The sequence below is a fragment of the Pseudoalteromonas sp. L21 genome (assembly GCF_021728035.1).
GTDB classification, from domain to species: Bacteria; Pseudomonadota; Gammaproteobacteria; order Enterobacterales; family Alteromonadaceae; genus Pseudoalteromonas; species Pseudoalteromonas arabiensis.
Window position 1 is genome coordinate 383,385 of sequence record NZ_JAKKCV010000005.1, and the last position, 13,140, is coordinate 396,524.

A 13,140-nucleotide genomic window follows, 5' to 3' on the forward strand; every position below is an offset into this window, starting at 1 on the left:
CTCAAGTTAAGTTGAGGTAAAGTATTTTGTTATTTTTTGCGCCATTTATTCATTATTTCCTTAAATAATTTAGCCTCTTTATCTTCACAGGGTCTGGGCGATCCGCTTGGTACTCCTGACTTGCCAAATACGGTATTAAAATCGATGTCGTAACATAGCCCATTGAGCATTTCTGTTCGCTTGCTGCCATTGCCATTTTGCCAAAGTATTGTTGCTTTATCAGAGACAGTTAATTGTGCAGGCACTGTAACCCCGCCTACAGGCGAATTATTATTTGCAGCATCAATCTGACCAAGTGCTGAAGCATTAGAAAAGCCATTTTCAAACTTAAGCTCTGGGATTGGTGCATAAGGATTCAGCTTTTTAAATGGTTTTTCAGCTGTTTCTTCACTATTCGTTTTAGGCTCAGCAGTTAAAGTTTCTACCTCTTTACTGGATTTAGCGACTACAGCTTGAACTGCTTTAGGCTCTTTCAAAGAGCGATTAGCCGCTTTTGTATCAGCTGACTGTCCTAAATGACTGGGTTCAGCCTCTTTTGTTTGCGGTTTCAGTCTTGAGTCATTCTGCTTTTCTTTTGAGGTTATTTTTTCACTTTTTTTTATACTAGGTAAAGCCGTGAGATCAACACTAACGTATGCGTGTATTACATTCACAGAATCAGAGACAGGTGATACAGATACAGACCGCATATGCTGCGCAAATAGAAACAAGATTACAGCATGCAGCGCAATTGAAATCATCCATGCTTTGTAGCTTCCCTTTAACACCTAAACTCCTCACTTTTTATTTTAAGAGTGTTAAAAAAACGAAATAGTTCAGTGCCCAGAGCTTTAACAGATACAAAAAAGCAGCATCTTTTAGAATATACAATCAAAAAGCCCCAGCATGTGCTGGGGCTATCAAAACACTTAAGGATTAAAACTTATAGTTAACACCTAGTGTGAAGGTGCGACCGTTCAAATCAAAGTATTCACCGTCATCATAAAGACTTGGGTGTCTTGGTGGAGTGCGGTCAAATACATTTAACATACCACCACGCACTTGTAGGCCATCAGTAATATTATAACGCGCTGTTAAATCCCACTTCGTATAAGATGAGATATCGTTATAGTTATTATCTTCAGCTACCCAGTCGTTTGACCAAACAGTACTGTGGCGATAGGCACCGATTAAATTTACCTGTAAGTTTTCATAGGTATAGTTCGTTGTGAAACGTGCCTTCCAGCGTGGATCTGTATACTCACCTGCAGCATTACGTTTATCAGCTTCTTTACCTGTTAAGTTTTCATCGTTTTTAGACATGTAAGTGGCAAGCATATTCATTCTGAATGAGCCAAATGTTGTATCAAATGAATATGTTACTTCCATATCCGTACCCGCAATACTGTTACTTGCAGAGTTAATAGGTTTCAGATCATACGAATCAATTTCAAAGGTATCTTTATTACGATAGATAAGTGGGCAATATGGATTATCTGTACTCTCAAATTCATAACAGCTTTCAATCACTGTTTTTGCTTTAGGTGTACGGATCATATCTTCAAGATCGAACTCCCAATAATCAAGAGTAATACTTAAACCATCAACAAATGAAGGTGTGTATATAACACCAACAGTTAAATCGTGCGCACTTTCATTTTCAAGATTAATATTACCTAAATTGAAACCAGAGTGGTTAGTACGCTTCCAGTCTTCACTTGGAACCCAACCTTCAGGAATGCCTTGCGAGCGACAGTTATTGGTGATGTTTTCTTTATACTCACCTGCATTATCAATTTGGCCTTGTTCACATGGGTCATCAAAGCTTTTAAAAGTCTCTGAACGGGCTTGATAAAGCTCATTTATGTTTGGTGCACGAACTGATTTAGACTTATTAATACGGAAACGAATATCATCATTAAGTACATAGTTAAAACTTAACTTCCATGCGTCATCAGTGCCTGTTGATGAGTAATCCATGTAACGATATGCCGCTTCAAGGAAAATTTCATCGGCAAATGATGCATCTACAACAAGCGGAATAGAGAACTCTGCAGCGGCCTCACTGACATCAAATGAACCTGATAATGCCTCAGATTGATTGTTAAAAATCAATCCTTTACGCATAGCGGGATCAGGTAAAGTTGATGATGCTTCTTTACGATGCTCAATGGTAAATGCTGTCGCAATTGGTCCCGCTTCTAGCTCAAATAAATCACCGCTAAACGTTACACCATAAGTTGTTTGATCAACTGTTGCACGGCGAGTTGCATCTGTCTTTACATAATCAAGCGCTTCTTGCGAGGCAAGGCCTGTTCCCCAAATATTAAGAGGCACACAACCTTCACGGGCAGTTACTTCATCTCCAGAACGATCGGCACAGACAATATCGCCATCAATTTCAACGGCATCTAATGACTTATTAAAATTGTCGACAAGCATTTCACCGTGCCAAGTTGTATCCGCTTGTACTGAGCCACGTTGCACATAAGCTGAGTAAAACCAGTTATCGGTTATTTCACCTTCAAAGCTTAAAACACCTTGAATAAGCTGACGCTTTTGATCGTATACGCGGTTACCTAGTGCGTCTGTAGTAATATACGCTGTATATGTGTCCATATCACGATCAGAGAAAAACTGTTTTGTCTCATCACTAAAAAACGCATTATCTGTACGCATACCACTTAAAGTATGGAATGCAGGCGAGCTTTCACCATAGGCATGCGTATTTGAATACGTAAGCTCAAATGCCATTGAGTGAGCATCACTAAACGCATAGTTCACATTCGATGATAAATTTAAACGCTCAAGTGGTGTACGCACATATTTATGATTTAAGAAATGATAGCCATCGCCTTCATTACCAACATAATATTGCGTATTACGGCTACCTGGCGTTGAACTTGCTGGTAAATATTCACCACTTGCAAATGGACGAATTGAACCGTCATCAGCAAAGATATAATGACCATCAGATGTGAAGAAATCACCTGTTGGACTATAAAAGCCAAGCGTTGTGCTACCTGTTTGATCATAAATGATTCGACGAGGAATGCCATCTTCATCATTTAAGTTATCTGGGTGGTCTAAAGAAATAACACCGTTACGAATAAAGTCTCGTTGATCACCACGTAATTGTTTTGAATCCGAATAAGAGATATTCGTTACAAAGCTTGCTTTTTCACCTTCATTACCAAAAGTGAATGATACATAAGACTCCTCACCGCCGTCTTGCTGAGGCTGCGATGTTGATGCATCAAATTCAAAGCCTTGGAATGATTTCTTAGTAATAATATTGACCACACCAGCGACCGCATCTGAACCATACACAGCTGAAGCGCCGCCGGTTGAGATTTCCATACGCTCAATCATTGCGGTTGGAATATTATTTAAGTCGACGGCGCTACTGCCCGGAGCACCCGCAATAAAGCGGCGTCCATTAACAAGTACGAGCGTACGTTCTGCACCTAAACCTCGTAAGTCTGTATTACTCAAGCCATTAGCAAAAACGTTATCGTTTGTTGTCTCAGGTGATAAACCAACTGTAGCCGATGGCATCTCGCTTAATAGTTCAGCGGCATTAGTAATACCCGCATTAACCATCGCATCGCCCGTAATAACAGTAACAGGAGTTGGAGACAAATCACCAATACGCTTTATTTTTGAACCCGTAACTTGAATACGCTCAACTTGCTCATTACCTTCATCTGCAGCAGTGGCAACATGTGATAAACCAAGCCCTGTTATACACAGGGCAGCCTTTATATTAAATGATAATGTGTTTAACTTGCTCATTTTCCCTTCCAAATGATTATTTTATTTTTTATTTGCGTTTTACATCAATACACCTATATCAATAACCAATAAAGGTACATAAACGCAAAGCTCATTATAAATTTAAAAAGGAACAATTAAATAAAACTATTGATACATATGTAAATATATGTAAATCAAATAAATAACCAATACAATCAGTAACTTGAGATAAAAATAATTTCCACACCTCACATTATTAATTATAATATTACATATAAACAATAAATTTACAAAAGCATAAATCTGGATAAAAAACACATATAAAATTAAAAACAAAACAACAAAGTAACAATATAGCTCAAAAATAAACCTATTATTTAAGGTTGATTCTGAAAAAGTATTTCATCACTTATTTTTGACAATAATAAATTTTGAGCCAGCTTATAAAAAAATGATTAAATATCTCTTTCTTAAAACGACACGGTTAACTTTATTACTTAAATAGTTATTTTCTATTTAATTGAGTGGTCTATTTTTTGAACACTTGCGAATTACTGTAAATCAAATTACGCAAGCTTTTTCATACAAAGATGAATGACAGTAAACACTAACTGAAATGGCTGTTTAGAGTTTGAAAACAAAAAGCCCCAGCAAGTGCCGGGGCTTTTTAAAAGTAAACTTAATTAAAAATTAAGCTTTCTTTGGACGCTCAACAACGTCTACTAAAGTCCAAGACTTAGTCTTAGAAATAGGAGCACACTCAGAGATAGTAACTACGTCACCAGTTTGAGCTGTGTTGTTTTCGTCATGTACGTGTAGTTTAGTCGTACGTTTGATGAATTTCCCATATACTGGGTGCTTCACGTAACGTGCGATAGCAACAGTGAAAGACTTATCCATCTTGTCGCTGATTACACGGCCTTGAAGAGTACGGATTTTATCGCTCATTATTGACCTGCCTTCTGGTTAATAATTGTTTTTACACGCGCGATATCGCGACGTACTGTTCTTAGCGTGTGTGTCTGAGCTAACTGACCAGTGCTTGCTTGCATGCGCAGGTTGAACTGCTCACGAAGAAGTCCTAGAAGTTCAGCGTTTAGCTCTTCTACGCTTTTGTCTTTTAGTTCGCTAGCTTTCATTACATCACCGTCCGAGTTACGAAAGTTGTTGTGAATGGTAATTTACGCGCTGCAAGGTTAAATGCTTCACGAGCAAGCTCTTCAGAAACACCTTCCATTTCGTAAAGTACTTTACCAGGTTGAATTTCAGCAACCCAATATTCAACAGAACCTTTACCTTTACCCATACGAACTTCTAATGGTTTGTTCGTAATTGGCTTATCTGGGAATACACGGATCCAGATTTTACCTTGACGCTTTACGTGACGTGTCATAGCACGACGAGCTGCTTCGATTTGACGAGCAGTCATACGGCCACGACCAGTAGCTTTCAAACCGAAAGTACCGAAGCTTACTTTGTTACCGTTTTGCGCTAAACCGCGGTTGCGGCCTTTGTGCATTTTACGGAATTTTGTACGTTTTGGCTGTAACATTACTCGCTACCTCTACTTAGCACTTTTTTTGGCTTTCTTTGGCGCGCGTTTAGCTGGCTTCTCTTGCTCTTGTACTAGTGGTAAACCACCAATAACTTCGCCTTTGAAGATCCAAACTTTAACACCAATGATACCATAAGTGGTTAAGGCTTCAGAAGTTGCGTAGTCGATATCAGCACGTAAAGTATGTAGAGGTACACGACCTTCACGATACCATTCTGAACGTGCGATCTCAGCACCGCCAAGACGACCGCTAACTTCAACTTTGATACCCTTTGCACCAATACGCATTGCGTTTTGTACCGAACGCTTCATAGCGCGACGGAACATAACACGACGCTCTAGCTGTGACGCAATACCGTCAGCTACTAGTTGTGCATCAAGTTCAGGCTTACGAACTTCAGAAATATTGATCTGAGCCGGAACACCTGCAATCTTAGTTACTGCTTGACGTAGTTTTTCAACGTCTTCGCCTTTTTTACCGATAACAACACCAGGACGAGCTGTGTGAATTGTTACACGGATAGATTTAGCTGGACGCTCAATAACGATTTTAGACACAGAAGCCGCTTTTAATTCCTTAGTAAGGAATTTACGTACTTTGTGATCGCCAAAAAGCTGATCAGAGAAATCTTTTGAATTCGCGTACCAGGTAGAAACCCAAGGTTTAGAGATACCTAGGCGAATACCAGTAGGATGAACTTTTTGTCCCATTACTTATACTCCTAGCTATCTGAAACCACAACAGTGATGTGGCTTGTACGCTTAAGGATGCGATCTGCGCGTCCTTTAGCACGTGGCATAATACGCTTCATTGTAGGACCATCGTCCACAAAGATCGTAGCTACACGTAGCTCATCAATGTCAGCACCTTCGTTATGCTCTGCGTTAGCAATAGCAGACTCAAGTACTTTCTTAACTAATACAGCCGCTTTTTTAGGGCTGTACGCCAGGATTTCTAGAGCGCGATCAACCGGAAGTCCGCGGATCTGATCTGCAACTAGACGAGCTTTTTGCGCCGAACCAGAGGCGAATTTATGTTTAGCTAATGCTTGCATTTATCATTCCCCTCTTAACGTTTCTTCGCTTTCTTATCCGCAGCGTGACCGCGGTAAGTACGAGTTGGTGCAAATTCGCCCAGTTTGTGACCGATCATTTCGTCTGTGATAAACACAGGAACGTGCTGACGACCATTATGGACAGCGATGGTCAATCCGATCATGTTAGGTATGATCATTGAACGACGGCTCCAAGTTTTAATTGGCTTCTTGTCACCGCTTTCCAACGCTTTCTCTACCTTCTTCAGCAAGTGTAGGTCAATAAAAGGACCTTTCTTGAGAGAACGTGGCATGGCTATTCCTCAACTATTATTTAGTACGACGACGTACGATAAACTTATCAGTACGCTTGTTCTTACGTGTCTTAGCACCTTTAGTCGGTTTACCCCATGGAGACACAGGATGACGACCACCAGATGTACGACCTTCACCACCACCGTGCGGGTGATCTACCGGGTTCATGGCAACACCACGAACTGTCGGACGGATACCACGCCAGCGATTTGCACCAGCTTTACCTAGTGAACGAAGCATATGCTCAGCATTACCTACTTCACCAAGTGTTGCGCGACAGTCAGCTGGAACTTTACGAACTTCGCCAGAACGAAGACGTAGAGTCACGTATTGACCTTCACGTGCAAGGATTTGAACGTATGCACCAGCAGAACGTGCGATTTGCGCGCCTTTACCTGGTTTTAATTCTACGTTGTGAACAGTCGAACCTACAGGCATGTTACGCATTGGTAATGTGTTACCAGCTTTGATTGGTGCATCAACACCAGACTGGATTGAATCACCAGCTTTTAAGCCTTTAGGTGCAATAATGTAACGACGCTCACCGTCTGCATATAATACAAGAGCGATGTTTGCGCTACGGTTTGGATCATACTCTAGACGCTCAACAACAGCTGGAATGCCATCTTTAGTGCGTTTAAAGTCGATTACACGGTAATGATGCTTGTGACCACCACCGATGTGACGAACCGTGATACGACCTTTGTTATTACGACCACCAGACTTAGAGTTTTTCTCTAGTAGTGGTGCGTAAGGTTTACCCTTATGTAGATCTGGGTTAACCACTTTAACCAGGTGACGACGACCCGCAGAAGTTGGTTTACACTTTTGAAGTGCCATAATTCTAACTCCCCTTATTACTCGGCGCCGCCGACAAAGTCTAGCTCGCTACCTTCTTTAAGAGTAACGTAAGCTTTCTTCCAGTCTGAACGACGACCGAAACGCATGCCAGTACGTTTTGTTTTACCCTTAACGTTTAGTGTGCGAACACCAGTTACTTCTACTTCAAAAAGCTTTTCTGCTGCAGCTTTGATTTCAGCTTTAGTTGCATCAGAAGCTACTTTGAAAACAATCGTGTTGTTCTCTTCAGCAGCGATAGTGCTTTTTTCAGAGATGTGTGGAGCAAGGATCACTTTTAAAAGACGTTCTTCACGGATCATGCTAGCGCCTCCTCAAGTTGCTTAACAGCAGCAGCTGTAATAAGTACCTTATCGAAAGCGATTAGGCTTACAGGATCGATACCAGCTACATCACGCGTGTCAACCTTGTATAGGTTACGTGCCGATAAGAAAAGATTCTCATCTACTTCTTCAGTCACGATTAGAACATCTTTAAGCTCAAGTTCTTTAAGCTTAGCAACTAGTTCTTTAGTTTTTGGTGCTTCAAGACCAAACTGTTCAACAACGATTAAACGCTCTTGACGAACTAATTCAGATAAGATGCTTTTGATCGCACCGCGGTACATTTTACGGTTTACTTTTTGGCTGTGATCTTGTGGTTTAGCTGCGAAGCTAACGCCACCTGAACGCCAAATTGGGCTACGAATTGTACCAGCACGTGCACGGCCAGTACCTTTTTGAGACCATGGTTTTTTACCACCACCGCTTACTTCAGAACGTGTCTTCTGAGCACGAGTACCTTGACGAGCACCTGCTGCGTAAGCAACAACTACTTGGTGTACTAATGCTTCGTTAAACTCACGTCCAAAAGTAGCTTCAGAAACTTCAAGAGCGCCAGAAGCGTCTTTAATTGCTAATTCCATCACTAAATCTCCAGGACTTATGCTTTAACAGCTGGTTTAACGATAACGTCACCGCCGATAGCGCCAGGTACTGCACCTTTAACTAAAAGCAAGTTACGCTCAGCGTCAACGCGAACTAGTTCTAAGTTTTGAGTCGTTACACGCTCAGCACCCATGTGACCGGCCATTTTCTTACCTTTAAACACCTTACCAGGTGATTGGTTTTGACCGATTGAACCAGGAGCACGGTGAGATAGAGAGTTACCGTGAGTCGCGTCTTGCATGCTGAAATTCCAGCGCTTAACACCACCTTGGAAACCTTTACCTTTAGAAGTACCGGTTACGTCAACTTTGTTGATTTCGTTGAATAATTCAACAGTAAGCTCAGCGCCTACTTCAAAATCGCCTTCACCACCATTTAGGCGGAATTCCCACAGACCGCGACCCGCTTCAACACCAGCTTTAGCGAAGTGACCCGCTGCTGCTTTGTTTACACGGCTTGCTTTTTTAGTGCCTGCGGTTACTTGAAGCGCGTTATAACCGTCAGTTGCTTCAGATTTGATCTGAGCAATACGGTTAGGAGTCGCTTCGATAACTGTCACAGGGATAGATACACCATCTTCAGTGAAGATACGTGTCATACCCACTTTACGACCGACTAGACCTAATGCCATTTTCCTAAAACCTCTCTAATCTTCCGATTAACCCAGGCTGATTTGAACATCAACACCAGCAGCAAGATCTAAACGCATAAGAGCGTCAACAGTCTTGTCAGTTGGTTCTACGATGTCGATCAGACGTTTATGGGTGCGGATTTCGTACTGATCACGCGCGTCTTTGTTAACGTGCGGTGAAGTTAGTACAGTAAAACGTTCAAAGCGTGTAGGTAGTGGGATTGGACCACGTACTTGTGCGCCAGTGCGTTTCGCAGTTTCCACGATTTCCGCCGTTGATTGGTCAATCAAACGGTGGTCAAAAGCTTTTAGGCGAATACGAATGCGTTGATTTGACATTCTTAAACCTCAATATAAAGAGCATTTAAAAAGAGCATAAAAAAACGACCGAAACAATCTTACTAACTAAGATGTCGGCTGCTTTCTTATATCTACGTTGAACTCCAAATCGGAGTTCCTGTTTTATTAGCTTGAAATCCAAGCTTAATCTTTCCTTCCAAGTTCCCGAGGGAATTTTGAAAGCCTGCGTATTATAGTGATATTGGTGATAAATGCAACAACAATTTTGAAAAATCCACAGCCCCAATTAAAATTTGTTTAATTTTCGAACTTTATCAATAACATTGCCGTCTTTACTTTATACTTGTGCAGTCTGAGGCGCGCAAGCATCGCTTTTAAATGGTCAGTCCAGTTAATAATTGCTATTCTATTGCGCTTATTTTTGCCTCTATTACTACTTTATTTACTTTGGTGAGTTGATGCGTATCATTAATCGTTGTTTGAATTTTATGTCAGCAGGTATGAACCGCTTGTTTGTAAGAAGCAAGGTGCTGCCCGACAACCCGATTGAACAATATAACCTAAACCCAGCTAACCCGACTTTCTATATAGTTAAGCTTAATGCACGCTCAGATTTGGCTGCACTCGCGCGCGTGTGTAAAAAATATGGTCTACCAGACCCAACACAAGAGCAGCTTTTAGGGCATGCTGAACTTAATCGCTTTATTGGTATTCAAAACCCTCCGCCATTATTTGGGGACAAAAGTAAACCCAGTAATGCGCTGCAACAAGGCAAGCAAATCATTGATCATTTGATGCGCACGGGAGAAAAAAACGTGCAAGTGATCCCCGTGACTATTTTATGGGGTCGTAACCCAGGTAAAGAAAAACCTGGCTTAGGGACGTTAGTATCGCACTCGCTCACACCAAGTTGGTTCCGCAAGTTTTTTGTGTTGCTATTCTCTGGGCGCGATAATTTTATTCGTTTTAGTCAGCCCCTGGACTTATCACTGCTAGTGAACGAAAAAGCAGACGTGGATGAGCTACCACACAAACTACTGCGTGTTGCACGCGTTCACTTCAAACGTCAAAAACTGGCTGCGACTGGCCCTAAAATGCCATCGCGAGAGCAGCTATTCAATTCGCTACTTGCTTCACCTACAATTAAAAAAGCCATTCAAATTGAAGCCAAAGAAAAGAACATCAGCCAACAGCAAGCACGCCAAAATGCGCTGAAACTTCTTGATGAAATAGCGGCAAATTACAGTGATGCAACCATTCGTGTTGCTGATCGCGTGTTAACTTGGTTATGGAATAAGCTTTACAACGGTATTGATATTAAGTTTTCTGAACAAGTCAATGAGCTGACTGATAAAGGCCACGAGATTATTTATATGCCGTGTCACCGCTCTCATATGGACTACTTATTACTGACCTACTCTATTTACCATTTAGGTTTGGTACCGCCGCATATCGCGGCAGGTATTAACTTAAACTTCTTCCCAGCAGGGGGAATTTTCCGCCGTAGCGGTGCGTTCTTTATTCGCCGCTCATTCGCGGGCAATAAACTGTATTCATCAGTATTCAAAGAATACCTGAGTCAGCTGTTTATCAAAGGTTATTCAGTAAAGTTTTACACTGAAGGTGGCCGTAGCCGTACTGGTCGTTTGTTACCGCCAAAAACAGGTATGCTCGCTATGACGTTGCAAGCCATGCTACGAGGTATTGATCGCCCTATTTCGATTGTGCCTGTATACATAGGTTATGAGCACGTAATGGAAATTAATACCTACTTAAAAGAGCTTGCCGGTAACGATAAAAAAGGTGAGTCGATATTAGGTATCTTTAAAGCGATTAAAAACCTGAAAAACTATGGGCGTGGTTACTTAAACTTTGGCGACCCTATTTCGATAAACCAATACCTGAATGAGCAGCAACCTGATTGGCGTGAATCTATTCACCCAACCGATGTACAAAAACCACAATGGCTTGGGCCGCAGGTCGCCAACCTTGCTGATAAAGTCATGGTTAATATTAATAGCGCCGCGGCACTCAATGCGGTGAATCTACTGGCCATGATTTTATTAGTTAATGATAAACATGCGTTAAGTAAGCCTAAATTGATTGCTCAGCTTGAGTTTTATCTACATTTACAACGCAGCGCGAGTTATAGCGACAAAGTAACAACACCAGACGAAACGGCTGAGCAGCTATTAGAGCATGCGCTTAAGCTTAATAAATTTGATGTTATCAGCGATGAGTTTGGTGAAATTATCGCGATTAACGACAAAGAGAAAACGTTATTCAACTATTACCGTAATAACGTATTGCACTTGTTTGCTGTGCCAAGCTTGCTTGCACTGCATTTATTTAAAGCGCATAAAACGACGATGGCAGATTGCCACGCTTTGATTGCACGCTTTTACCCACTATTTGCCAAAGAGTGGTTCTTACATGAGTTAGATGAAAACTACATTACGCGTGTTCTTGCCAGCTTTGTTGATCAAGACCTCATTGAAATTGACGGTGATAATATAAAAATCACCAACAGCAGTGATTGCTTAGCAAAACTAGAAATACTCGGTCGCGCTTTAAGCTTAACTTTACAACGTTATGCAATCGTTATTGGTTTTATCCAAACCAGTCATGGCATTGAGCGTGCTGAACTTGAGCATGAAAGCCAAGTATTGGCAGAGCGTTTAGGGACGTTACACGGCATTAAAACCCCTGAATTCTTTGATAAGAAAGTACTCATTGGTTTTATTACAAGTTTACGTGAGCAAAAGCTGATCACTGAAACAGAACAAGGGTTAACGGGTAGCAGTGAGCTGTGTGAGGTGTATATATACCTTAAGGCATTGCTGCCAGCACGCGTCTGGCAGTCAATTGACGACATAGTGCAAAGCCAAGCTAAGCACTCAAAAGGTTAACGCTGACGCATGACCCCTTCTTGGATCGTTGAGGCAACCAAGTTGCCTTGACGGTCAAAGAATTGGCCTCGCACCAAACCACGTCCAGAGCTCGCACTTGGGCTATCAATCGAATATAAAATCCAATCATCAAGTCTAAACGGACGGTGGAACCACATTGCATGGTCAATCGTCGCAACCTGCATATTCGGCTGCATAAACGATACACCGTGGGGTTGTAAGGCCGTTGGTAAGAACTCAAAATCCGATGCATACGCAAGTAAATAATTATGAATGCGCTGGTCGTCAGGCATCTCGCCATTGGCTTTAAACCAAATATGTTTCACTGGCTCCATAACTTGTGGCTTAAATGGGTTATGAAAAGTCACAGGGCGCATTTCAATCGGCACTTCGCGAATGAACTTATTGCGTATAGGTTCAGGAATAAGCTCGGCATTCGCTTGATAGAATTCAAGAGACGACTTTAGCTCTTCAGGCTGTGGCACACTTGGCATTTGCGTTTGATGCGATAACCCCTCTTCATCGCCTTGGAAGGACGCCGTCATATAAAAAATAGGTTTACCGTATTGAATGGCTTTAACTCGACGAGTACTAAAACTTTTACCATCACGAATGTTTTCTACATCATAAACAATCGGTTTTGCAGCATCCCCTGGGCGTAAGAAGTAAGAATGCAGAGAGTGAACGATGCGCCCCTCGGGTAACGTTTCTTTAGCGGCCGATAAAGCTTGGCCCATAACTTGGCCGCCAAAAACAGCTCTAAACCCTAAATCTTGGCTTTGGCCACGATATAAGCCTTGTTCAATTTCTTCTAGCGCCATTAATGACAGCAAATCATCTAATACTTGGCTCATTTATTTATCCTCAATCCCGACAA

The 13,140-nt window shown here is 41.6% G+C and carries 15 protein-coding genes; 1 reads left to right on the plus strand and 14 read right to left on the minus strand.

The annotated features are described in order from the left end of the window. Positions 1-29: 29 nt before the first annotated feature. The 13 genes from L3V41_RS16235 to rpsJ all read right to left on the minus strand — a co-directional run bounded on the left by L3V41_RS16235 (position 30) and on the right by rpsJ (position 9,393). Positions 30-767 (minus strand): hypothetical protein, encoded by a 738-nt coding sequence (locus L3V41_RS16235; protein WP_062568202.1) that lies wholly within the window; start codon positions 765-767, stop codon positions 30-32. 148 nt (positions 768-915) lie between these two features. Further along, a complete protein-coding gene (locus L3V41_RS16240) occupies positions 916-3,774 on the minus strand; it encodes a TonB-dependent receptor (protein ID WP_237128096.1) in 2,859 nt (952 codons plus the stop codon). Between the two features lie 651 nt (positions 3,775-4,425). After that, the gene (gene rpsQ / locus L3V41_RS16245) at positions 4,426-4,683 is read right to left on the minus strand and encodes a 30S ribosomal protein S17 (protein WP_054552372.1); all 258 of its coding nucleotides are present in this window, start codon (positions 4,681-4,683) and stop codon (positions 4,426-4,428) included. Further along, entirely contained in the window at positions 4,683-4,874 is a 192-nt protein-coding gene (rpmC, locus tag L3V41_RS16250) for a 50S ribosomal protein L29 (protein WP_004588692.1), read from the minus strand. Before rpmC ends, rpsQ begins: the two co-directional genes overlap by 1 nt. Then, on the minus strand, positions 4,874-5,287 hold the full coding sequence (gene rplP, locus L3V41_RS16255; protein WP_036974208.1) for a 50S ribosomal protein L16: 414 nt from the start codon (positions 5,285-5,287) through the stop codon (positions 4,874-4,876). The genes rpmC and rplP overlap by 1 nt, the downstream gene beginning before the upstream one ends. 12 nt (positions 5,288-5,299) lie before the next feature. Beyond that, positions 5,300-6,001 (minus strand): 30S ribosomal protein S3, encoded by a 702-nt coding sequence (rpsC, locus tag L3V41_RS16260; RefSeq protein ID WP_062568200.1) that lies wholly within the window; start codon positions 5,999-6,001, stop codon positions 5,300-5,302. Positions 6,002-6,012: 11 nt separating this feature from the next. After that, a complete protein-coding gene (rplV, locus tag L3V41_RS16265) occupies positions 6,013-6,345 on the minus strand; it encodes a 50S ribosomal protein L22 (protein ID WP_055016519.1) in 333 nt (110 codons plus the stop codon). Between the two features lie 14 nt (positions 6,346-6,359). Then, complete coding sequence (gene rpsS, locus L3V41_RS16270; RefSeq protein WP_010376377.1) at positions 6,360-6,638, minus strand: 30S ribosomal protein S19; 279 nt, start codon at positions 6,636-6,638, stop codon at positions 6,360-6,362. Between the two features lie 16 nt (positions 6,639-6,654). Continuing rightward, positions 6,655-7,479: a 50S ribosomal protein L2 gene (gene rplB, locus L3V41_RS16275; protein ID WP_036974212.1), complete on the minus strand. Its 825-nt coding sequence runs from the start codon at positions 7,477-7,479 to the stop codon at positions 6,655-6,657. 17 nt (positions 7,480-7,496) lie between these two features. Further along, a complete protein-coding gene (rplW, locus tag L3V41_RS16280) occupies positions 7,497-7,799 on the minus strand; it encodes a 50S ribosomal protein L23 (RefSeq protein ID WP_054552368.1) in 303 nt (100 codons plus the stop codon). Beyond that, positions 7,796-8,401: a 50S ribosomal protein L4 gene (gene rplD, locus L3V41_RS16285; RefSeq protein ID WP_062568199.1), complete on the minus strand. Its 606-nt coding sequence runs from the start codon at positions 8,399-8,401 to the stop codon at positions 7,796-7,798. Before rplD ends, rplW begins: the two co-directional genes overlap by 4 nt. A gap of 17 nt (positions 8,402-8,418) precedes the next feature. Continuing rightward, positions 8,419-9,054 carry a 50S ribosomal protein L3 gene (gene rplC / locus L3V41_RS16290; protein WP_036974218.1) on the minus strand — a complete coding sequence of 212 codons (636 nt, stop codon included), beginning with the start codon at positions 9,052-9,054 and terminating at the stop codon, positions 8,419-8,421. Positions 9,055-9,081: 27 nt separating this feature from the next. Continuing rightward, positions 9,082-9,393, minus strand: a complete 312-nt coding sequence (gene rpsJ / locus L3V41_RS16295; protein WP_002957900.1) for a 30S ribosomal protein S10 — start codon at positions 9,391-9,393, stop codon at positions 9,082-9,084. 419 nt (positions 9,394-9,812) lie between these two features. Between rpsJ and plsB the strand changes: the two genes are divergently transcribed. Beyond that, positions 9,813-12,263 carry a glycerol-3-phosphate 1-O-acyltransferase PlsB gene (gene plsB / locus L3V41_RS16300; RefSeq protein ID WP_237128097.1) on the plus strand — a complete coding sequence of 817 codons (2,451 nt, stop codon included), beginning with the start codon at positions 9,813-9,815 and terminating at the stop codon, positions 12,261-12,263. Here plsB and tesB read toward each other — a convergent pair. Continuing rightward, a complete protein-coding gene (gene tesB, locus L3V41_RS16305; RefSeq protein WP_193988134.1) occupies positions 12,260-13,117 on the minus strand; it encodes an acyl-CoA thioesterase II in 858 nt (285 codons plus the stop codon). The two genes, plsB and tesB, sit on opposite strands and share 4 nt — an antisense overlap. Positions 13,118-13,140: the final 23 nt, after the last annotated feature.